Source organism: Paracoccus sp. R86501, from assembly GCF_042466435.1.
Lineage (GTDB): Bacteria > Pseudomonadota > Alphaproteobacteria > Rhodobacterales > Rhodobacteraceae > Paracoccus.
The window spans coordinates 25,001-46,365 of sequence record NZ_JAXHPZ010000002.1 but is presented as its reverse complement, the minus strand read 5'-3'; the positions used below and the strand labels follow the sequence as shown (position 1 = coordinate 46,365).

Sequence of the window (21,365 nt, the reverse complement as noted above, 5' to 3'; positions counted from 1 at the left end):
CGAGTTGACGCGGTCAGACGCCCGACTGCGCCGCGGCAAGCCCCTTGGCGATGATCGGACCGGTCGGACGTCCAGTGGGCGATCCGCCTTCGGGTTCCAGCGTGATCTCATACAGCTGGTTGTCGCCGGGAGCTGGCAGATCGGCGGCGTGCAGGACGGTTGCCTGCGGCCCGTCCAAAACCCCAAGCGACTGCGGCCCCATCTGCGCCGAGGGCAGCGTCCAGGTTTGCAGGCTGAAGCCCTGCGGCACATCGATGTCCGCGACGAAGCGGATCTGGGCGGTGTCATTGCCAAAATCGCTGACGACGGCGCGCGGCTCGCCCTCGGGGCCCAGCAGGACGGCCATCACGACAGGCTCGGGGGCGGGACGTTGCAGCGCGCCGCCGAAGCCAAGCGCCACACCCAGGACAAGGGCTGCGGCAACACCCGCCATCCAGCGGCGCACCGGCGCGGCGGGCAGGTTGGCAGCGGTCGGCGCGACGGTCGGGTCGCTGCCCAGCATGGGGGCGGGCAGGGCGACGGGGGCGTCCTGCGGGATGCCTGCCACATGGTCGTGCAGGCGGGCCGCGAACCCTTGGGGCAGGTCCTGCGGGGTCGCGGTCAGGTCCAGGGGCATCAGCGCATCGCGGATATGGGCGACGCGTTCGGCCAGCGCCGGGTCCTTGGCCATCACCGCCTCGAACAGGTCGGCGGCGGCGGGGGACATCAGCCCAAGCGCATAATCATCGGCAAAGCCGGTCAGATCGTCCTGAAATCCGTTCATGACAGGCATTCCTTCAACGAGGCTAGGCCCCGGCGTATCCAGGATTTGGCAGTCCCGAGCGGCACACCCTGACGCGCCGAGATCTCTCCGTGACTGAAACCGCCGACATGGGCAAGCAGGATGGCCCGGCGCGCCGGATCGTCCAGCGCATCAAGACAATCGCCAAGCCGCGACGATCCCGCCAGCATCTGCCAGCCCTCTTCGGGGACGATCTGGTCGCGGGCATCCTGCATGCGGGTCAGTTCGTCGGGTGACATGCTGGACAGGCGGCGCCCGTCGCGCAAGATGGTCAGGCAGCGGTTGCGCAGGATCGCATAGATCCAGCCGCGCGCAGAGCCTGCCGGACCGCGTTGCTGGGGTGACTTGCGCCAGATCAGCACCATCGCGTCCTGCACGGCTTCCTCGGCCAGATCGTGACGGGTCAGGATGCGCAGGGCGACACCGAACAACTGCGCGCCCTCGATTTCCAGAATGGCATCAATGCCTTCGGGGTGACCATCCGCGCAGGCCTGAACTGCCTGTTCCAGCCTGCGACTGCGTTGCCTGCCAAGATCTTCCATCAAATACGCTCCACCCCTAATGACCGCATCCTGACGCGATTTGCGGGCGTCGTGCAACCATTGTCCCGCGATGCAAACCACCCTGCCGATGAAGTCTGCGTCATCTGGCCATCCGTCTGCTTCCCTTGCGTCACATTGCCGCCAGAGCGCAATAAACGGCACGTTTTGCGGGCGTTTTCCTTGCAACCTTGCGGGAATATGGCTTTGATACACGCATGTTTGATCAAAACCAGACCGGAAAACACGCCCCTTTGGCCTTGCTTGGCCACCGGGCGGCGGCGTCATGCTGACGCCTGACCGGGACTGGATCGAAAGGATTACAGATGACATCCCTGAAAGCAGTTCTGGCCGTCACCGGCCTGGTGATCGCAGCGCCTGCCGCCTATGCCGCCGATGAATGCGGCAGCCTGACCATCGCGGAAATGAACTGGGCGTCGGCCGGGCTGGCGGCTTGGGTTGACAAGGTGATCCTGGAAGAGGGCTATGGCTGCGACGTCGGTCTGGTGACCGGCGACACGGTGCCGACCTTCACCTCGATGAATGAAAAGGGCGAACCCGATATCGCGCCGGAACTGTGGGTCAACGCCGTCAAGGTGCCGCTGGAAGCCGCGCAGAAGGAAGGCCGCATCGTCGTCGCCTCGGAAATCCTGTCGGATGGCGGGGTCGAGGGCTTCTGGATCCCGACCAAGATCGCCAAGGAAAACGACATCACCACCATCGAGGATGCCATGGCGCATCCCGAACTGTTCCCCGGTGCCGAGGACAGCAGCAAGGGCGCCTTCTTCAACTGCCCCTCGGGTTGGGCCTGCCAGATCATCACGGCCAACCAGTTCCGCGCGCTCGGCGCCGAGGAAAAAGGCTTCGAACTGGTCGACAGCGGCTCGGCCGCGGGTCTTGACGGGTCGATCGGCCGCGCCTTCAACCGCGAAGAAGGCTGGCTGGGCTATTACTGGGCGCCGACCGCGATCCTGGGCAAATACGACATGACCCGCCTTGAGCTGGGCGTCGATCATGAACAGGAAAGCTGGGACAATTGCACGGTCGTGGCCGATTGCCCCGATCCCCAGCTGAACGATTGGGCCGCAGCCGAGGTCTTTACCGCCGTCACCAAGGACTTTGCGGATGAAAACGCGATGACCATGGAATATCTGGGTCAGCGCAGCTGGTCGAACGACACCGTGAACACGCTGCTGGCATGGATGGGCGACAATCAGGCCACCAACGAAGACGGCGCCTATTACTTCCTGGAAAACTTCCCCGACGTCTGGACCGCTTGGGTTTCCGACGAGGTCGCCGAAAAGATCAAGGACGCGATCTGACGCTGTTGACGGGGGCCAGGTGCCCCCGTTTTCCAAACGCCCGGATACGTCCCAAAGAAAAGAATAACACATGGATTTTGTAGATTTCCCAGAGATGAGCCGAGGCGATCTGCGTGATCTGCGCATCGCCATCGACACGGCCTTTCGCGGCTTCACCCGCGCCTATGGCGAAACACTGGAACAGATTTTTCACCCCATTCAGGTCCTGCTGATCTTCATCGAGAACATCCTGATCAACAGCCCCTGGGTTGTGGTTCTGGCCGGTCTTGCCCTGATGATCTGGGCCCTCAGCCGCAGCCCCAAGATCGTGGCCGGCACCATCATCGCCCTGCTGCTGATCGGTTATTTCGGCATGTGGGAAGACACGATGCGCACCATCGCCATGGTCGCCGTCTGCACGATGATCGCAGTGGCGATTGGCATTCCGACAGGCATCCTGATGGCGCGTTCGGATCGGGCCAACCAGATCGTGACGCCTATTCTGGACATGATGCAGACGATGCCCAGCTTCGTCTATCTGATCCCCGTTGTGATGATCTTCGGCCTTGGCAAGGTGCCGGGCGTCATCGCGGTCGTGATCTATGCCGTCCCGCCGATCATCCGTTTGACAAACCTCGGCATCCGCCAGGTCCCCTCCGACGTGCTGGAAGCCGCCGCCGCCTTCGGGTCCAGCAACGGGCAGATGCTGAAGGACGTGCAGCTGCCCTTGGCGCTGCCCACCATCATGGCTGGCGTGAACCAGACCATCATGATGTCGCTGGCGATGGTCGTCGTCGCATCGATGATCGGTGTGCGCGGATTGGGACAACCGGTCCTGCAGGCGATCAACAACCAGTACTTCACCCTTGGCGTGATGAACGGTCTGGCCATCGTCGCCATCGCCATCATCTTCGACCGCGCCACGCAGGCCTATGGCAAGCGTCTTCAAAAGCATCTGGAGGCCGTTCATGGATGAAGCCACCCACGACATCGAAATCCGCAATCTCTACAAGATCTTCGGCCCCAATGCCGCGGCGCATATCGAAAGCGTCAAGAACGGCATGTCGAAAGAGGAGTTGAACGCCAAACACAACCACGTGCTTGGCCTCGAGGATATCAACCTGACCATTCCGGCGGGGCGCATCCAGGTGGTCATGGGGCTGTCGGGGTCGGGGAAATCCACCCTGATCCGCCACATCAACCGCCTGATCGACCCCACCGCCGGCGAGGTGATTTTCGACAACCGCGATGTCGTTCAGATGTCGCAAAAGGAGTTGCGCGATTTCCGTCGTCAGAAGACGGCGATGGTCTTTCAGAAGTTCGCGCTGTTCCCCCACCGCACGGTGCTGGAAAACACCACCTACGGCCTGCAGGTCCGGGGCGTCTCGGCCAAGGAATGCGAAGAAAAGGCGCGGCGCTGGATCAGCCGCGTCGGGTTGGACGGTTTCGAGGACAATTATCCCAACCAGCTGTCGGGCGGCATGCAGCAGCGCGTGGGTCTGGCCCGCGCCCTGACCAACGACCCCGAGATCCTGCTGATGGATGAGGCGTTTTCCGCACTCGACCCGCTGATCCGCACCGACATGCAGTCGGTGCTGCTGGACCTGCAATCCGAGCTGCGCAAGACCATTGTCTTCATCACCCACGATCTGGACGAAGCACTGCGCCTTGGCGACAAGATCGCCATCCTGCGCGACGGTCGGATCATCCAGCAGGGGACAGGCGAACAGATCGTTCTGCGCCCGGCCGACGATTACATCAGCAGCTTCGTCCATGATGTCAAACGCGGGCATGTGATCACGGTCCGCACAATCACCCGCAAGGGTCAGCACGCCGATACGCCGATCACGCTGCCCTCGAACACCCTGTTGGAAGAAGCGGCCCGTGCGATGACCAACGCCGAGGTCAACCGCGCCAATGTCACCGACGGTTCGGGCGCGCATCTGGGCATGATCACCCTGTCCAAGACCGTGGCAGAAATGATCGCGCCCGACACCAGCGACGATGACGCGCTGGAGGCTGCCGTCGGCTGATCCGCCATCAGCGTTTCAACACGACAAAGGGGCCGCGCTAAGACGCGGCCCCTTTTCAGTTTCAATCGCCCGCTTCAGACGAAGTCGATCTGACTGACCAATCCGTTCAGATCGGTCAGATTGGCAAAGACGATCATGTCGCCGCCGCCAAAGTCCAGCGCGGCCTGTCCGTCGACCATCGTGCCAAAGGTATCCAGCACGCCTTGGGCATCCAGACCGCCGCCGACCGACCCCGACAGGACCAACCGGTCGTTCTGATCGACCTTGAAGTCGGTAAAGACATCCATGTCATCACCAAGGTCGAAGACAAAGCTGTCGGCGCCGCCGCCGCCCGAGACGATGTCATTGCCCGCACCGCCGTCGAGCCTGTCCTTGCCGTTGCCGCCCTTCAGAACGTCATCGCCGCCGCCGCCGAACATCCGGTCATTGCCCTGTCCGCCCAGCAAGACGTCCGCACCGATCCCACCGTCCAGCACGTCTTCGCCCGAACCGCCCGACAGCGTGTCGGCACCCGCACCACCGCGCAGTTTGTCATCACCCGCCTGTCCGACGATCAGATCGTTCCCGGCCAGCCCTTCCAGCAGATCCTTGCCGCCGCCGCCCAGCATGACGTCATCCGCTGTGCTGCCCTTGATCTTGTCCGCACCCGAGCTGCCGATGATGGCCAAGCCCGGATCGGTCGGGTCCGTGGGATCCGTAGGATCGGTCGGATCCAGCGGGATGATCTTGACAGCGGTATTGTTGCCTTGGTTTTGAACGGCCAGGCCGGTGACCTCGCCCGTGACGGTGACGAAGGTGTCGGCAACGCCATCGCCATCGGTGTCGATCTCGATCACGCCATCATCCAAAGTGGCATCATCCTGGTCGAACGTCGTGTTTTCAAAAACCAGTTCGTCGTCATCATCCATGTTGACGACGACATCGCCGTTGAACTCTTGCGGCGTGCCCGAGGCGGTATTGGGTTGGCCCGGCGTCATCTGCAATTCCTCGGGCAGAAGCGATGGCGACAGGGTGCCCGACCCATCCGGCACCACGGGGGTCAGCACACCGCCGCCACTGCCGCTGCCACCACTGCTGACTAGGGTCATGCCATCGATGAACATCGCGCTGTCCAGAATGTAGTCGCCGGTATCGGCCACCCCCAGCATCACAGTGTTCATCCCCGTCGTCAGCGGCGCGCGGATGATCAGCTTGTTGCTGAACCCGTCCCATTCGACGCCATAGGCTCCGGCCGTGTTGTCGATAAAGTTCGTCGATCCATCCGACAACGGGTTAACATTGGCACTGATGACGCTGAGCGGAGTTGTCGGATCATTGTTGAACAGCGCATAATTCACACCGTTCACGATGATCGCACCCACATCGACGAACGAGCTGTCGGAATATTCGGGGTATTCGTCCGAACCGAAGACGATCTCGACCCGCAGGGTGTCGATGGAACTGCCCTCGCTGACCATCAGATCGAAGTTCAGGACCGAGGCATCATTCGTCGTGCCCGCCCCGGAAAATGCCGCAGCCGCGACGGTCGTCAGATCCGAATTGCCGATCTGCCCATGGTTGACCGTAAATCCGGACTGATCGTTCAGATCGTCCACGAAGCCGCCGCTGGACAGCATCAAACCGTCCGAATAGGTGACTGAAACCGTACCCGGTGCCAGCCCCGCGATGTCGAAGCTGTCAACATCAAAGATGGCATCCGTGCTGCCGCTGTAACTGACATTCGACGCGGCGCTGCCAAGTTGGGATTGCACGAAGTCCGCTGCCAGATCGTCGGCGGTCGTTCCGGACGGTGCTGACGCCAGCAGATCGGTATAGGATTGATAAACGCTCATCTTAGCCTCCTCGGGCTTAGAGATTACTGGTTAAACAACATTTGGCAGATTCAGACCCAATCGGAGTTTCCGATTGGGTCATGCAGGACCGCCATGCAATAGATTAAGATGATACTTAAATTTTTATCAACAGTTAATATAACACTTTCGGAATCATTATGTGCAATGTTAAAATATCTAATAAGTAAACCAAGTTAGTCATCCACTTAGATTACATTCCGACATTAGTATTTTAAATTGTTCTGCCGATAGCGCCAATCGCTTGCCCGTCATTCAACTTGAAATTGAATTGCCGTATTTCAATACACGTTTCAAATTACGAAACCCGACGTCTTTTACGTCCCGTCGTAATACCGCGGGCGATCGCCGTCGCAATTTCGGCGCAGGCTGTGATACCTTGAACAAAGGGACGGTCGTGCATCAGATATGGGATCGAACCGAAAGAAATGCGGCCTGCGTATCCGGGGGTGTCGGTCAGGCTGTAATCCTCGGCCACCTCGGGAAATTCATGGCCGGCCTGCTGCAGGGCGCGACGCAGACTTGGGAAGGGGATGTCGTCACTGCCCAAGGGCTTCTGGCCACGCGCGTCGATGAAAACGGCGAAGCGATGGGTCTGATCGCCGACCTTGATATGCGTGTGATCGGACTGGCGGGTCATGTCGTAATCCGGGCCAAGTGCCATGATCGACAGCACCCCCACGTCGCGAAGTGCCAGAATGCGGCGAATGGATTCTGACGGAACTGCCGCGTAATTGTCGACAAAGACTTTCTTAAGCCCACCGTCGAACCGTTCGCGGTCATCCTCCGAGAGGTCGGGGACGATGTCCTCGACAACCTCATGCATCCGCAGCAGGGCATAGCGCCATGCGACAGTGACCTTGGCGGCCTTGTTCCGCTCGACCTCTTGCAGGTTTTCGCGCGCCCACCGGAAGGGATCGGCGGCTTCGCGTTCGGCGAAATAGGCGTCGGCAAAGCTGTCTGCGTCCAGACCACCTAAGCCGATCCGAAGGGCATAGGCGGGATCGGCCTGTTTCAACTCGGACCGGATCAGGTCGAACAGGCTGTCAAGCGGCGCTACGGTTTCCGCGCACGCCGCCACGGCCTTTTCAGTCAGGACCGACAGCGGCTGATAGGGAATTGGGCAGTAAAAATCCGCCTCGGGCAGCAGACCGCTGCGTGACATCAGCGTGATCTTCAGGTCGGGGCTGTCCAGATCGAAGTGCAGGTCGTCACCTTCGCGCCGGAACCGTCCGTGCTGGTTCGCCACTGCCATCGCCGCATCGATCGAGCTGAGCGAGGTTCCCATGATGCCCACCCGGGTGGCGGGAATGGCAGCTTCGATCAGGCCGGACCAAGGGCTGGGGAAATAGCTGCGGCTGGCTTCGTCTTCGTCGGGAAACTGATGGCCGGTCGCCAGGATCACCTTGTCGAATTGGCCATGAAAGCCGCCCTCGGTCGTCACGGTCAGGATATCACCGTCGGACCGAATGTCGTCGACCTGCGCGTTTTCGTGGATCTCGATCCGATGCCCGGATTGCTGTGCCGTCGCAACCAACGACAGAAGCTGGTCGCGGAAGTATTCGCCCAACAGCAACCGCGGCGTAAACTGACGGTCATGCAGCCCGTTCGGGTCCAGACCATAGCTGCCCAGCTTGTCTTTTGGCTGGGTGCCGAGCCATTCCAGATAGGTGTTGACCACGGGCGGGATCTCGATGCTGGCGATGTTGGCAAGCATGGCCTTATTCGCGCTGTCCGGCGAATAGGGCATGCCGATGCCAGCACGCGGTCCCTTTTCGAACAGCGCAACCGCGACCGGATCACCAGATCGCACCAGTTGTTGCAGCGAGTAGATCCCCATCGGACCGGTGCCGACGATTGCGATACGCTTGGTCATGATGGCCCCCATGAATACGCAAAAAAACGCGGGCCGGTTGGCACAGTTCCTGACGTGGAAGGTTGATAAATGTGTGAAACGGCGCCGAAAGGACGGTCGGGGTTGATCACGACGATTTAACATCCATATACCATCCATACAGATGGAGAAAACGATGGGACAGGTCAGCCAGCTTCGCCCGAAGCAACCCGATAACGAAAAGATCACCCTCAACCTAGGGTTCGTGGACCTTGGTCGGATCGATTTGTTGGTTCAGGAGGGGTTCTATTCCAACCGCAGCGATTTCATCCGCACGGCGATCCGCAACCAGTTGGACAGCCATGCGCAGGCGGTCGATCAGTCGATCGAGCGTCATGTGATGGACCTGGGCCTGCGGGATTATGACCGTGCGGCGTTGCAGGCCGTTCGTGATGCCAATGAGATCCTGCACGTCAAGGTCGTTGGCCTTGCACGCATCGCGGCCGATGTGCCGGTGGAACTTGCTTTGGCCACGATCGGTTCGATTACCGTATTGGGCGCGTTCCAAGCGCCCGCAGATGTCCGGGCGGCCCTTGCCGACCGGATCAAATAGCGCCTTTGAAAGGACGACCCCATGAATGAATTTCTTAAAGGTGTCCTGCGTCATGCCGGTGGTGGATCGCAGATGTCGGCGGCCAGCGATCTGGTCAACCGCACCCTTGCACGGCACGGTCTGACGGGTGGCAGCGCATCTTCGGACGGGGGCGAAAGCGCGCTGTCGCAGATGATGGCGCGGCTGCACCCCAAGACGTCCGGCGCGGCGCTGACCACCCCCGAAGGCGCATTGCTACAAGACGACAGTTTCACCTGCGCGGCGGGCACGCGGCGGTTCCTGACCTATGTCCCGGCCTCGGTCGCGGCGCAAGGAGGTTCCGTGGAAGGGATGGTCGTGATGCTGCACGGCTGCACCCAGACCCCCGAGGATTTTGCCATCGGCACCGGCATGAACGCCCTGGCCGAAGAGAACCGTCTGGTTCTGGTCTATCCGCAGCAATCACGCGGCGATAACGCCCAATCCTGTTGGAACTGGTTCAGTCGGGGCGATCAACAGCGCGACCGGGGCGAACCATCGATCATCGCGGGGATGACCCGTCAGGTCGCGGCCCAGCATCATGTTCCCAAGGGGCAGATATTCGTCGCGGGCCTGTCAGCGGGGGGCGCGATGGCGGCCATTCTGGGGCAGGCCTATCCGGACCTGTTTTCCGCAGTGGGCGTGCACTCGGGCCTGCCGGTGGGGGCCGCCAAAGACGTGGCCTCGGCTTTTGCAGCGATGGCGGGGCAGGGGTCGGATGGCGACCTGAAGGCGCAGAAAATGCGTGCCATCATCTTCCACGGTAGTACGGATGCCACGGTCCATCCCGCAAATGGTGATGCGCTGGCGCAGCTGGCGCTGGATCCGGCCGAGGCGCAAAGCCTGCAGGCCGATGAGCATGGCCAGCAGAATGGCCGGAACTTCCAGCGGCGCACGACCTATGCGCCCGACGGCAGCGCAGCGGTGGAATACTGGACGGTCGAAGGGTTGGGCCATGCGTGGTCAGGCGGGAAGGCAGCGGGCAGCTATGCCGACCCCAAGGGGCCTGATGCAAGCGCCGAAATGGTGCGTTTCTTCCTGTCCCGCCCTGCACGCTGAGGGGTCGGGCATCGCTTGTCAGCATGGCGCCGGTTCTGCCATGCTGACGGCCGGGAGTGATTTTCATGACACAGACGAACCGATTGCTGGACCTTCTGGGGATTGATCTGCCGATCCTGCAGGCGCCGATGGCGGGCGTCGCCACGCCGCAGATGGCCGCCGAGGTATCCGGCGCGGGCGGTCTGGGGGCTTTGGGACTGGGGGCAAGCAATGCGGCTTTGGCCCGAAATTCGATTAAGCAGCTGCAACAATTGACGTCGAAACCCTTCAATATCAACTTCTTCTGCCACGCCGATCCGATCCGTGATCCTGCGATCGAAGCGGCATGGATCGCACGGGCGGCCCCGCTGTTCGAACGTTTCGCCAGCAAATTACCAAGAAAGCTCGACCAGATCTATGACAGCTTCCGTCATGGTGACGCGATGCTGAATCTGGTGCTGGAGGTGCGGCCCACGGTCGTCAGCTTTCATTTCGGTCTACCCCGCCCCGATCAGATGCGGCGACTGCGCGATGCCGGGGTGGTGACGATGGCCTCGGCGACCTCGGAGTCAGAAGCCATCGCAGTGCAGGATGCCGGCTGTCACGCGGTCATCGCCCAAGGGTGGGAGGCGGGGGGTCATCGCGGCATCTTCGATCCCGATGCAGCGGACGCGCAGCTGACAACTTATAAGCTGCTGCCTCAGATCGTGCGGGCCGTCGATCTGCCGGTCGTGGCGGCAGGTGGGGTGATGACCGGGCAGGATATCGCACAGGCCATCGGACTTGGGGCGGCGGGCGCGCAATTGGGGACGGCCTTCATCGGCTGCCCCGAAAGCGCGGCGGACGACGCCTATCGCGACCGCTTGGCGCTTGGTGGCGAAACCGTGATGACGGCGGCAATCTCGGGTCGTCCGGCGCGATGCCTTGGGAATGCCATGACGGAATGGGCCGCGAATGCCCCTGCCGACACGATCCCTGCCTATCCCTGTGCCTATGACCTTGCCAAGGCGATGACCCAAGCGGCGCGTACGCAAGGGGCCACCGCATATGCCGCCCAATGGGCCGGTTCGGCGGTCGATCAGGCGCGCGTGATGCCAGCAGCCCAACTGGTCGAGACGCTGGCAGCAGAACTGGCCGCAGCGCTGTGATGGACGTGTCGTGATCAATGCGCCATTGCAACTTTTGCGACAGGGTGCAAAGCCCGGCGCAAGATCAGAATGCCGGATATCACGGCACCAATGCAGGAGTTGAAATTGACCATCACCGTTGTCGCATCGATCCGTCCCGCCGCAGGTCAGGCGGAATATCTGGCCAAACTGCTTGAACAGCTGATCCTGGATGTCCGGGCCGAGCCGGGGAACATCTGCTTCGACACCTATGTCGAAACCGACGGCAGCAAGATCGTGATCTTTGAACAGTACCGCGATGAAGCCGCCTTCAAGGCCCATATCGACATGCCGCATACGACTGCATTCAACGCCATCCTGACCGACATCGCCGAAGGCGGTGCCTCGCAGGTGGATATCCTCAAGCCCTTCGGCGCCTGATCGCCGTGTCTGTCCGCAGCGCCTTGTCAACCGCAGGGCATTGATGCGGCGCTGCCTGTGCTGCTAACCTGCGGGTCGAAACAGACCGTATGAAGCGGCGGAACGGGGCAGGCATGATTTCACGAACCAAGGTGCAGGTGGCCATCGCGCTTGCCGCGACGATGGCATTGACCGCATGCGGCGGCGGCGCATTTCGCCGCCAAAGCGCCCTGAGCTGCATGGAGCGGGCGATGTATTTCGAATCCAACCGCTCCAGCCGCGACGGGATGATCGCGGTGGGCAGCGTGGTGATGAACCGTGTGGCGTCGGCGAAATACCCCAATACCGTCTGCGGCGTGGTCGGGCAAAAGAACCAGTTCGCCCCCGGCGTGCTGAGCCGCAAAATGAACAGCCGCTCGGCCCCGATGATCCGCGAAGCCGCGATCTCGGTCCTGCGGGGGGAACGCCATCCCTATATCGCGCAGGCGCAGTTCTTCCACACGGCGACATATCGCGCCAACTACAACAACATGCATTACGTCCTGACCACGGGCGGCAATGCCTTCTACGAACGTCGCCGCCCCGAAATGGTCACCCGCCCGACCCCCATGCCCGCCATCGAGGGCATCACCGGGCGCTGATCACGGGATTGACGCCGCGGTCGCGGGTTGGGACACAGGGGCCCGACCGCACCCATCGCCGAGGTATCCGCATGACCCAGCACTGCCCGATCCTTCTGACCGACGAACACGTCGCGCGCGTGGCGCTGGTCGATGGGCCGCTGCACAACCCGGACTGGCGCCTGCTGGAGGATGACGATCTGGACCGGATCGCGGACTGTTTGACCGCAGGGCGTCACGGGCCGATCCCGATATTCGCCTATGGGTCGCTGATCTGGAACCCCGGCTTCGAGGTTCAGGCACAGCGCCGCGCCACGGCATTGGGGTGGCACCGCAGCTTTTCGATCTCGCTGGATCATTTTCGCGGGTCGCCCGAACAGCCGGGGCTGATGCTGGCCCTTGCCTCGGGGGGCAGCTGCGACGGGCTGTTGCTGGACATCCGCCAAGGGACCGAGCGGGACTCGATGCGCGCCATCCTGCGCCGCGAGTTGGTCGCCCATGAACTGACCGCCAATGCCTGCTGGATCAGGGTCCAGACCGAGGCCGGGCAACAGGACGCCCTGACCTTCTATGCCGATCCCGTCGATACGCCCACCGCCGACCTGTCGATCCGGGATCAGGCCCGCCGCCTAGCACGCGCTGCCGGGGCGGCGGGGTCGGGGGCCGAGTATCTGCTGCGCACGGTGCGGGGGCTGGAACAGCTGGGCATCCACGATCCCTACATCTGGCAGCTGCAACAGCTGGTCGCCGAACAGATCGAGGCGGATACCGCCTGACACCCCACCCGCCGCCAAGTGACTGGACTTGCTGCATTTTGCCCGCTAGCTTGTGATATGTACGAACAACTTGGCCATTAGCGGGTGAATTCATGCTGACAACCAATTACGAAATGTATTCCGCCAGTGACCTTGTCATCAGTGGGAATACGCTGACCTTGGTTGACGGCTATGACGGGTCGAACGATGTTCTTCTGACCGTCAACGATGATGACGACATCTTCGAGGGCGATCTGGATGTCGACGACGATGGCAATGATACGAACCAGTTCGGAACGGCCACGCTGGCCGACGGCACGGTCATCGGCGGCCCGACGACCACCGTCTATTCCGAGAGCCAGATCTTGCTGACCGCACCGGACGGAACAACGATCACCCTGCAGGTCATCGAGATCGACTCGGACCCGAATTCGAATATCGGGGCAGGGATCTTCGTGGGCTATCTGCCATCGGTCCCTTTGGAAAAAGGCGTGATCTATACCGGCGTCGGCAGCAACACGATCCCCGGCAACTCACTGGAGTACGGCGCCATCGAAGGCGCCGTCTGCTTTACCCGTGGCACGCTGATCACCACGCCGGACGGGCCCGTTCCGGTCGAGGATCTGGCCGCCGGAATGATGGTTGAAACCCGCAACGGACCACACCCGATCCGCTGGATCGGCGCGCGACATTATGATGCCACGGCATTGGCTGCGAATGACAGGCTGTATCCCGTCCGCATCCGGCAAGGCAGTCTGGGCCTGAACCTGCCGCATCGCGATCTGCTGGTATCGCGCCAGCATCGCATGCTGGTCAGTTCACCCATTGCCGAGCGGATGTTCGGGTCGCGCGATGCGCTGGTTGCGGCGATCCGGCTGACCAAGCTGCCGGGTATCGATCTTGATGATACGGTATCGGATGTCGAATATTTCCACATCCTCTTTGACGAACACCAAGTGATCCTGGCCGAAGGCGCCCCGAGCGAGAGCCTTTTCACCGGCCCCGAGGCGTTGAAGACGCTGGAACCCGAGATGCTGGAGGAGATCATGACCATCTTTCCGCAGATGGCCGATGACAACCTGCATTTCTCACCCGCCTGCACGGTCCCAAGCCGGGCGTCCCAGCAGCGACTGGTGATGCGTCATCGCAAAAACAACCGCGATCTGCTGACTGAAGGGTCGGCGACCGTCTGACAACGGCCGCCGACCGGTGCTTCAGCTCGTTCCAACGCGCGCTTCATTTCTGTTGGACCTGATCGAAGACCACAGCGACAGGCCGATCAGGCCTGCTCCGCCAAGTCCGGTGATCACTTCGGGGATATGGGCGATCGTCTGGACAAACATGATGACGGACAGGGCAATGATCGCCCAGAATGCGCCATGTTCCAGATAGCGGTATTCGGCCAAAGTGCCCTTTTCGACCAGCATGATGGTCATCGAACGTACATACATCGCGCCGATCCCCAAACCGATCGCGATGATGAACAGGTTTTGAGACAGGGCGAATGCCCCTATGACCCCGTCGAAGCTGAACGAGGCGTCCAGCACTTCCAGATAGAGGAAGGCCCCGACACCGCCTTGTGCGCCGGCCTTCACCATCTGCTGAGAGCGGTCGAGGAACCCGCCCAGAACCTCGACCAGCAAGAAGGTCAGCAGGCCCCAGATGGCGGCATGCAGGAAAGTTTCGCTGTCAACCGGGCCCAACAGCCGTGAGAACCCAAGAACGGCCCCAAGGGCAATCGCGACTTCGACGCCGCGGATTGTTGCATATTCCTGCATCCGACGTTCAAGCCAGCGGACCCAATGCACGTCCTTTTCGTGGTCGAAGAAGAAATTCAGCCCGACCATCATCAGGAATGTCCCGCCGAAGGCCGCGATGGGCAGATGTGCGTCATGCATGATGCGCGCATATTCGGCAGGCCGGGCTGCGGCCATGACAATCGCCTGCCACGGCCCGACACCTGCCGCGATCACGACGATCAGCAGTGGGAAGACAATGCGCATGCCAAAGACCGCAATCAGGATGCCCCAAGTCAGAAAACGCTGCTGCCAGATCGGCGACATGGTTTTCAGCTTGTTGGCGTTGACGATGGCATTGTCGAACGAGAGCGAAATCTCGAGCACGGCCAAGACCGCGCAGATAAAGAAGACACTGGCCGTTCCACTTATGGTGCCCGTCGTCTGCCAGCCCAGAAAGGCCCCCATCAGAAGGCCAACGACCGTGGCGATCAGTGCCCACCGGAAATAGCGCGCCATCCCGCGCGCCGTCGAAGATACTTGTGTCATGACATGAATGTCCTGCGGCGTGTCTCGAATTGGTGCCGACATCACGAATGCGCCGCCACATTCGCCAGAGGGGCCCGGTCACCAGAGATCAGGCACAGTGGATGCTGTGCCTATCGTGAGCATGAAGTGGAATTAATGACTGTTCAAGTCGGATCTTGAAGTAAATGTTCCATAATCATGTTTATTGGCTAGGGTATGATGCCGACGTTTATTTTCTCAAGCACACCGCCACCATTTGCGGATGTGTCGATGAGTGCCATTCACACACCGACACAAAAGCATCTTCCCATATGCCCCCGAAAATACTGCCCTAAGGCCGCTCAGCGTTCATCGCGTTCCCTGAGCGGGCAGTCGAACAGAGCCTGTGGACGCAAGCTCCGGCACCTGACTGTCTTTTTGCGTGGGCACTGATGAACGCGGTCTTGGAACCATCCGTACCAAAATAGTCTTCCTGTAACTGATTGTTGCTACTGTGACTCTGACCGCCTAAAACCGCGGCGGGCTATTGCCCATTCTAACCGCCCCAAGGCACCCGATACACGGTGCCAAAATCCAACATCTGCCTGAAAGCATACCCTGCATGAACGATCCAATGTCCAATATCTTACCGGTGCTAGATGCATTGGAGGTGGGATCGTACTGGATCATCGGCCTTTTCGCATTGCTCGAGGGCTGGTGGGTCACCGGCATCGTTGTGCCCGGCACGCTGGTAGTGGACGCCGGCGGCATGCTGGTCCAGCTTGGGCATCTGGGGTTTGGCACCTTGGTTTTCTTTGTCGCATTCGGGGCCATCCTCGGCGGCGAGGCAAGCTGGCACAGCAGCAGATGGTTGGGCGGGCACGTCAACCTGCCCCGGGGCCGAATTTTGAAAGGCACGCAGACCCTGCTCCGTCAGCATAATGTTGTAGCGTTGATCATCGGTCGCCTTTTGGGTCCGATGACAGGGCTGGCGATAATGGCAGCTGCGGTATCCGGCATGAGTCGGCGCCGCTTCGTTCTTTGGAACGTCGTCAGCGGTTTGGTCTATGCAATCGTTCATGTCAGCATCGGCTTCTTCGTCGGCGATTTGCTGATTACAGTCATTCCCTACCTGCCCCGTTTGGCACTGCCGGTATTGGCGCTGATACTGCTGGTGATCATCACTTGGCTTGTGACCCGTCAGATCCGACAAAGTGGCCCTGTCGCAGTGGAGACATTTGATCAGATCCGCCAACGCCTGGCCAATTGGCCCCTCACTCTGCAATTGATCCAAAGATATCCTAGAGTTTCGGGGTTCCTTGCCCGCCGATTGAATCCCCGCCACGGTGGCGGACTGATGGCGACGGCTATCCTTTGCCTGACTGTCTATCTGATCGGCGTTTTCGTCGATAACGCTCTTGATCTGACATTCCTGCCGCAGACCGCCGCACTGGATGACCGCGTGTCGAACCTTGCGCATGCCTATTGGTCCCCAGCAGGACTGTGGCTGGCAGGTTGGTTGACGCAATTGGGGCATGTTCCGGTTGCGACGATCGTGGCGTTTGGCGCGGCCGCTGCCTTGGCCTTATGGGGCCGTCGCGCAGCCGCAGTCGGTCTGATAGTCGCCGTTGTCGGCGACGCCATTGTAGTGACACTCCTCAAGTTAGCATTCGGCCGTGCGCGTCCTCAATTGGGATATTTTCTGGAAAGTTCACACAGTTTCCCGTCCGGCCATGCGGCAATTTCAGTTGCTCTATACGGCTGCCTGTTCCTGATCCTGTGGCGCGAACGCTTGATCGGTCCCACTTTGGCGCTGATCGCTGGTGTGGGAACGGCAGCAACGATCGGCCTGACGCGCATCTATCTGATCGAGCATTACCTGTCAGACGTCCTGAACGGTTGGATCATCGGCGCCATATGGATGGTTATTGGCTATGCCGTGGCCGAGGCCTTGCGCGGTCGTCCGATGAACAACCAAGCCCCATACCGGATCGCAACTGGCTTGGCTGTTGTCGCGACCCTGGCAGGTGGAGGATGGTTCGCCGTCAATCATCGCCCCGTGCAGCGGGAAGTTACCGATGATGCCGCAACGATCTATCCCGACATGGCCGCCGCACTGGAGGCCGGTCAGGTCCCGCTGAAGGTCGTATCGCTGACCGGAGAAGAACTGCCCCCAGTCACCATGATCGCCGTTGGCCAATCCCCGCAAGAAGTTGCTGATATATTGATCGACAAAGGCTGGACCCCGGTCCCACGCCCCGATCTTGGATCGATCATCGCAGCAGTTCGAAACAAGATCACAGATGACAGCCCTATCATCGCGACGGCACCTTTGGCCTTCCGCTCCGCCCTGCCCGCGGAAGTCACCCTCCGTGACCCAACCAGCCGAACCCTTCTTCGCCTTTGGGGCGCCGGACAAACTGACACCGGACGCAAAAACGCGGCAGGATCTATCGCGTCAGCAGGTAAATCAGATTGAACTGCCACTCCGGCGGTAATCCCCCCATTTTTACGGGGGCTTGGTCGTAGAATTTACGCGGCCATCTTCAGTTTCTGGGCGGGTGTCATCCCGCCATTGCCCATGTTGGGGCGTTCGTGGTTGTAGGACCAGAGCCACTCGGTGGCAATCTGCTGAACCTCCTCGATGCTTTCGAAAATGTACAGATCCAGCCATTCGTGTCTGACCGTTCGATTGTAGCGCTCGACATAGGCGTTCTGCTGGGGCTTGCCGGGCTGGATGTGGGCCAAGGTGATGCCCCTGTTCTTAGCCCATTCCATGAGGGTGCCGCTGATATATTCCGGGCCGTTATCGACTCGAATTGTTCCAGGAGCACCGCGCCATTCGATAATTTGATTAAGGGCCCGGACGACGCGTTCGGCGGGCAGAGAGAAGTCGATCTCGATGCCCAGGCCCTCGCGGTTGAAATCGTCCAGGACATTCAGCAGCCGAAACTGGCGACCGTCGCCGAGGCGATCCGCCATGAAATCCATCGACCAGACCTCGTTCGGTGCGTCCGGCACAGCAAGCTCGTCCGGTTTGTCCCGCTTCAACCGTTTGCGCGGCTTGATCCTGAGGTTCAACTCCAGTTCGCGGTAGATCCGGTAGACTCGCTTATGGTTCCAGCCATGACCTTGGACATTCCTCACGTACAGGAAGCATAGGCCGAAGCCCCAGGTCTTCTTCGCTGCTGTCAGCCCCAGCAGCAGAGCCGCGATCTGCTCATTCTCGTCATCGAGCTTCGGGCTGTATCGGTAGCAGGTCTCGCTGACATCAAACGCCCGGCACGCCAGCGCGATGCTGACGCCTTTCATCGCCACCGTTTTCACGGCCAGCTCTCGGCGTTGAGTTGGCCGGACATTTTTTTCCGAGCGCTTCCTTCAGCAGGTCGTTCTGCATGCTGACATCCGCATACATGCGCTTCAGCCGCCGGTTCTCCTCGGCCATCACCTTCATCTCGGAAATCAGGCTCGCATCCATGCCGCCATACTTCGCGCGCCATTTGTACAGCGTGGCGCTGCTAATGCCATGTTCGCGGCAAAGTTCGGCAGCTGGAACGCCGCCTTCCATCTGTCGTAGCACGCCCATGATCTGGGCTTCTGTGAAACGTGTCTTCTTCATTGGAATCTCCTCGTTCATCCTGCCGAGAAAATTCTACTTCCGCATCCCCTTAAGATCGGGGGGGATTACCCAGCCTTGCAGGCATTCTGGCCCAGGTCAGCTACAAGCGCCGTCCTGGGCGGTATGGCGGAAGGCCTGCTGTTTTCGTGTCCAACAGGCTGGACCGGCAGTTCGAGGTAGATGCGTCCGACAAAGTCTGGGTGACCGACATCACCTGCATCAAGACCCATGAGGGTTGGCTATATCTGTCTGTGGTCATTGATCTGTTCTCGCGGCGCGTGCTCGGCTGGTCCGCACAGTCCCGCATGACAACCGACCTTGCGCTGCAGGCCCTGCTTGCAGCCGTCTGGCGGCGCAAACCCAATGCCAGGGTGATGATCCATTCAGACCAGGGATCGCAGTTCACCAGCCGCGAGTGGCAGCTGTTCCTCGGCCAGCACAATCTGGAGGCCAGCATGAGCCGCCGCGGGAACTGCCATGATAATGCGGTTGCGGAAAGCTTCTTCCAGCTCCCGAAACGGGAACGTATCCGCCGCCGCACATACAAGACCCGCGAAGAAGGAAGACAGGACATGTTCGACTACATCGAGATGTTCTACAACCCGAAGCGCAAGCACACCAACAACTGCATACTGTCACCCGTTGACTTCGAAGCCAGGCAGCAAAAACTGAACAAGGCAAACGTCTAGGAAACTAGGAGGTATTTACTTAGCGCGGAACGTCAGGAAGCCCCGCTTTTCGAGCGGGGCATTGTAACTTCGGTATATTTTTGGTTGCGGGGGCAGGATTTGAACCTGCGACCTTCAGGTTATGAGCCTGACGAGCTACCGGGCTGCTCTACCCCGCGCCAAGTTTGTCCTGATCGTGTTTTTTCATCGTTTCAGAGGGATATGCGTCTCTTTCCAGGTCTGGCGGTGACCTACTCTCCCACGTCTTGAGACGCAGTACCATCGGCGCAGCGGCACTTAACGGCCGAGTTCGGGATGGGATCGGGTGTTTTGCTCGCGCTAGGGCCACCAGACCAGGAAAGAGACGCTCAGCGTGGGCTATTGCCCATGTTGTCCAAGGATGCATTTGGAGGAAGACTTTGAAGTCTGTCTTCTTCCGGATCAAATCAAGCCTATCGAGCCATTAGTACCGGTCAACTGAATGCATTGCTGCACTTACATCTCCGGCCTATCGACGTGGTGGTCTTCCACGGCTCTCAAGGGAGACCTTGTTTTGAGGGGGGCTTCACGCTTAGATGCCTTCAGCGTTTATCCTGTCCGAACATAGCTACCCAGCACTGCCGTTGGCACGACAACTGGTCCACCAGTGGTTCGTCCACCCCGGTCCTCTCGTACTAGGGGCAGCTCCTCTCAAGTCTCCAACACCCACGGCAGATAGGGACCGAACTGTCTCACGACGTTCTAAACCCAGCTCACGTACCTCTTTAAACGGCGAACAGCCGTACCCTTGGGACCTGCTCCAGCCCCAGGATGAGATGAGCCGACATCGAGGTGCCAAACGATGCCGTCGATATGGACTCTTGGGCATCATCAGCCTGTTATCCCCAGCGTACCTTTTATCCGTTGAGCGATGGCCCTTCCACTCGGGACCACCGGATCACTATGGCCGACTTTCGTCTCTGCTCGACTTGTCAGTCTTGCAGTCAGGCTGGCTTCTGCCATTGCACTCAACGACCGATTTCCGACCGGTCTGAGCCAACCTTCGCGCGCCTCCGTTACTGTTTGGGAGGCGACCGCCCCAGTCAAACTACCCACCACGCAGGGTCCCGGACCCGGATAACGGGCCGCGGTTAGACATCAAGAGTGCGAAGGGCGGTATCTCAAGGATGGCTCCACGAGAACTAGCGTTCCCGCTTCAAAGCCTACCGCCTATCCTGCACATCGCAATCCTGATGCCAGTGCGAAGTTGTAGTAAAGGTGCATGGGGTCTTTCCGTCTAACCGCGGGAAGTCTGCATCTTCACAGACAATTCAATTTCGCTGAGTCCACATTTGAGACAGCGGGGAAGTCGTTACGCCATTCGTGCAGGTCGGAACTTACCCGACAAGGAATTTCGCTACCTTAGGACCGTTATAGTTACGGCCGCCGTTTACCGGGGCTTCAATTCAATGCTTGCACATCTCCTTTTAACCTTCCGGCACCGGGCAGGCGTCAGACCCTATACGTCGTCTTACGACTTCGCAGAGCCCTGTGTTTTTAGTAAACAGTCGCCACCCCCTGGTTTGTGCCCCCGGCCTCTACTTGCGTAAAAACCGGGCCTCCTTCTCGCGAACTTACGGAGGTATTTTGCCGAGTTCCTTAAATGTGGTTCTCTCAAGCGCCTTGGTATTCTCTACCAGTCCACCTGTGTCGGTTTAGGGTACGGTCTCATGGAGGGCTATTTCCAGGGACCCCTAAGCAGCCCGATCAATCCGTTAAGATCGAACTACCCTCGGGATCCGTCACCATCTCCTGGCCCAGGAATATTAACCTGGTTCCCATCGACTACGCCTTTCGGCCTCGCCTTAGGGGCCGGCTTACCCTGCTCAGATTAGCTTTAAGCAGGAACCCTTGGACTTTCGGCGACAGGGTCTCTCACCCTGTTTGT

Annotated in this window: 17 protein-coding genes, 1 tRNA gene, 2 rRNA genes and 1 pseudogene (1 of these 21 cut by a window edge); 12 read left to right on the top strand and 9 right to left on the bottom strand. The window is 60.2% G+C overall.

What is annotated here, in order from left to right; genetic code table 11:
- Positions 1 to 13: 13 nt before the first annotated feature.
- A complete protein-coding gene (locus SJY40_RS15195) occupies positions 14 to 763 on the bottom strand; it encodes an anti-sigma factor domain-containing protein (protein WP_378948604.1) in 750 nt (249 codons plus the stop codon).
- Complete coding sequence (locus tag SJY40_RS15190) at positions 760 to 1,323, bottom strand: sigma-70 family RNA polymerase sigma factor (protein ID WP_378948601.1); 564 nt, start codon at positions 1,321 to 1,323, stop codon at positions 760 to 762. The genes SJY40_RS15195 and SJY40_RS15190 overlap by 4 nt, the downstream gene beginning before the upstream one ends.
- A 323-nt stretch (positions 1,324 to 1,646) precedes the next feature.
- On the opposite strand from SJY40_RS15190, the gene SJY40_RS15185 reads away from it, so the two are divergent.
- The 3 genes from SJY40_RS15185 (at position 1,647) to SJY40_RS15175 (ending at position 4,654) form a co-directional block, all read left to right on the top strand.
- A complete protein-coding gene (locus SJY40_RS15185; protein ID WP_378948598.1) occupies positions 1,647 to 2,642 on the top strand; it encodes an ABC transporter substrate-binding protein in 996 nt (331 codons plus the stop codon).
- Between the two features lie 70 nt (positions 2,643 to 2,712).
- Positions 2,713 to 3,597, top strand: a complete 885-nt coding sequence (locus tag SJY40_RS15180) for an ABC transporter permease (RefSeq protein WP_378948595.1) — start codon at positions 2,713 to 2,715, stop codon at positions 3,595 to 3,597.
- Positions 3,590 to 4,654: a glycine betaine/L-proline ABC transporter ATP-binding protein gene (locus tag SJY40_RS15175; protein ID WP_378948592.1), complete on the top strand. Its 1,065-nt coding sequence runs from the start codon at positions 3,590 to 3,592 to the stop codon at positions 4,652 to 4,654. Before SJY40_RS15180 ends, SJY40_RS15175 begins: the two co-directional genes overlap by 8 nt.
- A 74-nt stretch (positions 4,655 to 4,728) precedes the next feature.
- Here SJY40_RS15175 and SJY40_RS15170 read toward each other — a convergent pair whose 3' ends face one another.
- Together SJY40_RS15170 and SJY40_RS15165 are read right to left on the bottom strand one after the other, a co-directional pair.
- The gene (locus SJY40_RS15170; RefSeq protein WP_378948589.1) at positions 4,729 to 6,486 is read right to left on the bottom strand and encodes a choice-of-anchor L domain-containing protein; all 1,758 of its coding nucleotides are present in this window, start codon (positions 6,484 to 6,486) and stop codon (positions 4,729 to 4,731) included.
- Positions 6,487 to 6,802: 316 nt separating this feature from the next.
- Complete coding sequence (locus tag SJY40_RS15165; protein ID WP_378948587.1) at positions 6,803 to 8,380, bottom strand: FAD-NAD(P)-binding protein; 1,578 nt, start codon at positions 8,378 to 8,380, stop codon at positions 6,803 to 6,805.
- A 154-nt stretch (positions 8,381 to 8,534) separates the two neighbouring features.
- Here SJY40_RS15165 and SJY40_RS15160 point away from each other — a divergent pair, with 154 nt between their 5' ends.
- The 7 genes from SJY40_RS15160 (at position 8,535) to SJY40_RS15130 (ending at position 14,101) form a co-directional block, all read left to right on the top strand.
- Positions 8,535 to 8,951 (top strand): CopG family transcriptional regulator, encoded by a 417-nt coding sequence (locus SJY40_RS15160; RefSeq protein ID WP_378948877.1) that lies wholly within the window; start codon positions 8,535 to 8,537, stop codon positions 8,949 to 8,951.
- 21 nt (positions 8,952 to 8,972) lie between these two features.
- Entirely contained in the window at positions 8,973 to 10,028 is a 1,056-nt protein-coding gene (locus tag SJY40_RS15155; protein ID WP_378948585.1) for an alpha/beta hydrolase family esterase, read from the top strand.
- A gap of 65 nt (positions 10,029 to 10,093) precedes the next feature.
- Positions 10,094 to 11,155 carry an NAD(P)H-dependent flavin oxidoreductase gene (locus SJY40_RS15150; RefSeq protein WP_378948583.1) on the top strand — a complete coding sequence of 354 codons (1,062 nt, stop codon included), beginning with the start codon at positions 10,094 to 10,096 and terminating at the stop codon, positions 11,153 to 11,155.
- Positions 11,156 to 11,260: 105 nt separating this feature from the next.
- Complete coding sequence (locus SJY40_RS15145; RefSeq protein ID WP_378948581.1) at positions 11,261 to 11,554, top strand: putative quinol monooxygenase; 294 nt, start codon at positions 11,261 to 11,263, stop codon at positions 11,552 to 11,554.
- A 113-nt stretch (positions 11,555 to 11,667) separates the two neighbouring features.
- Positions 11,668 to 12,174: a cell wall hydrolase gene (locus SJY40_RS15140; RefSeq protein ID WP_378948579.1), complete on the top strand. Its 507-nt coding sequence runs from the start codon at positions 11,668 to 11,670 to the stop codon at positions 12,172 to 12,174.
- A 71-nt stretch (positions 12,175 to 12,245) separates the two neighbouring features.
- Positions 12,246 to 12,929 carry a gamma-glutamylcyclotransferase gene (locus SJY40_RS15135; protein WP_378948576.1) on the top strand — a complete coding sequence of 228 codons (684 nt, stop codon included), beginning with the start codon at positions 12,246 to 12,248 and terminating at the stop codon, positions 12,927 to 12,929.
- Between the two features lie 92 nt (positions 12,930 to 13,021).
- Complete coding sequence (locus SJY40_RS15130) at positions 13,022 to 14,101, top strand: Hint domain-containing protein (RefSeq protein ID WP_378948574.1); 1,080 nt, start codon at positions 13,022 to 13,024, stop codon at positions 14,099 to 14,101.
- A 21-nt stretch (positions 14,102 to 14,122) separates the two neighbouring features.
- Here the strand turns inward: SJY40_RS15130 and SJY40_RS15125 are convergent, their stop codons facing one another.
- Positions 14,123 to 15,193 (bottom strand): DUF475 domain-containing protein, encoded by a 1,071-nt coding sequence (locus tag SJY40_RS15125; protein ID WP_378948572.1) that lies wholly within the window; start codon positions 15,191 to 15,193, stop codon positions 14,123 to 14,125.
- A 592-nt stretch (positions 15,194 to 15,785) separates the two neighbouring features.
- On the opposite strand from SJY40_RS15125, the gene SJY40_RS15120 reads away from it, so the two are divergent.
- Positions 15,786 to 17,630, top strand: coding sequence for a phosphatase PAP2 family protein (locus tag SJY40_RS15120; protein WP_378948570.1), 1,845 nt, complete (start codon positions 15,786 to 15,788; stop codon positions 17,628 to 17,630).
- A gap of 53 nt (positions 17,631 to 17,683) precedes the next feature.
- Here SJY40_RS15120 and SJY40_RS15115 read toward each other — a convergent pair.
- Positions 17,684 to 18,770 (bottom strand): IS3 family transposase gene (locus SJY40_RS15115; RefSeq protein WP_378946837.1). Its coding sequence is split into 2 segments (ribosomal slippage): positions 17,684 to 18,509 and positions 18,508 to 18,770, totalling 1,089 coding nucleotides; the frame shifts between segments, so codons are not numbered across the junction.
- A gap of 65 nt (positions 18,771 to 18,835) precedes the next feature.
- Between SJY40_RS15115 and SJY40_RS15110 the strand changes: the two are divergent.
- Positions 18,836 to 19,459: pseudogene (locus SJY40_RS15110) on the top strand (IS3 family transposase); the annotation flags it as partial.
- Positions 19,460 to 19,540: 81 nt separating this feature from the next.
- Here the strand turns inward: SJY40_RS15110 and SJY40_RS15105 are convergent.
- From SJY40_RS15105 to SJY40_RS15095, 3 genes are all read right to left on the bottom strand, one after another.
- Positions 19,541 to 19,617, bottom strand: a tRNA-Met gene (locus tag SJY40_RS15105).
- 59 nt (positions 19,618 to 19,676) lie between these two features.
- Positions 19,677 to 19,791: ribosomal RNA gene (gene rrf / locus SJY40_RS15100) — 5S ribosomal RNA — on the bottom strand.
- Positions 19,792 to 19,880: 89 nt separating this feature from the next.
- A 23S ribosomal RNA gene (locus SJY40_RS15095) occupies positions 19,881 to 21,365 on the bottom strand; it runs 1,351 nt beyond the window's last position.

What these genes read in the sequence shown, in the direction of transcription:
- SJY40_RS15195 (WP_378948604.1), bottom strand. Translation starts at nt 763, where the DNA reads ATGAACGGATTTCAGGACGATCTGACCGGCTTTGCCGATGATTATGCG.
- SJY40_RS15190 (WP_378948601.1), bottom strand. Translation starts at nt 1,323, where the DNA reads ATGGAAGATCTTGGCAGGCAACGCAGTCGCAGGCTGGAACAGGCAGTT.
- SJY40_RS15185 (WP_378948598.1), top strand. Translation starts at nt 1,647, where the DNA reads ATGACATCCCTGAAAGCAGTTCTGGCCGTCACCGGCCTGGTGATCGCA.
- SJY40_RS15180 (WP_378948595.1), top strand. Translation starts at nt 2,713, where the DNA reads ATGGATTTTGTAGATTTCCCAGAGATGAGCCGAGGCGATCTGCGTGAT.
- SJY40_RS15175 (WP_378948592.1), top strand. Translation starts at nt 3,590, where the DNA reads ATGGATGAAGCCACCCACGACATCGAAATCCGCAATCTCTACAAGATC.
- SJY40_RS15170 (WP_378948589.1), bottom strand. Translation starts at nt 6,486, where the DNA reads ATGAGCGTTTATCAATCCTATACCGATCTGCTGGCGTCAGCACCGTCC.
- SJY40_RS15165 (WP_378948587.1), bottom strand. Translation starts at nt 8,380, where the DNA reads ATGACCAAGCGTATCGCAATCGTCGGCACCGGTCCGATGGGGATCTAC.
- SJY40_RS15160 (WP_378948877.1), top strand. Translation starts at nt 8,535, where the DNA reads ATGGGACAGGTCAGCCAGCTTCGCCCGAAGCAACCCGATAACGAAAAG.
- SJY40_RS15155 (WP_378948585.1), top strand. Translation starts at nt 8,973, where the DNA reads ATGAATGAATTTCTTAAAGGTGTCCTGCGTCATGCCGGTGGTGGATCG.
- SJY40_RS15150 (WP_378948583.1), top strand. Translation starts at nt 10,094, where the DNA reads ATGACACAGACGAACCGATTGCTGGACCTTCTGGGGATTGATCTGCCG.
- SJY40_RS15140 (WP_378948579.1), top strand. Translation starts at nt 11,668, where the DNA reads ATGATTTCACGAACCAAGGTGCAGGTGGCCATCGCGCTTGCCGCGACG.
- SJY40_RS15135 (WP_378948576.1), top strand. Translation starts at nt 12,246, where the DNA reads ATGACCCAGCACTGCCCGATCCTTCTGACCGACGAACACGTCGCGCGC.
- SJY40_RS15130 (WP_378948574.1), top strand. Translation starts at nt 13,022, where the DNA reads ATGCTGACAACCAATTACGAAATGTATTCCGCCAGTGACCTTGTCATC.
- SJY40_RS15125 (WP_378948572.1), bottom strand. Translation starts at nt 15,193, where the DNA reads ATGACACAAGTATCTTCGACGGCGCGCGGGATGGCGCGCTATTTCCGG.
- SJY40_RS15120 (WP_378948570.1), top strand. Translation starts at nt 15,786, where the DNA reads ATGTCCAATATCTTACCGGTGCTAGATGCATTGGAGGTGGGATCGTAC.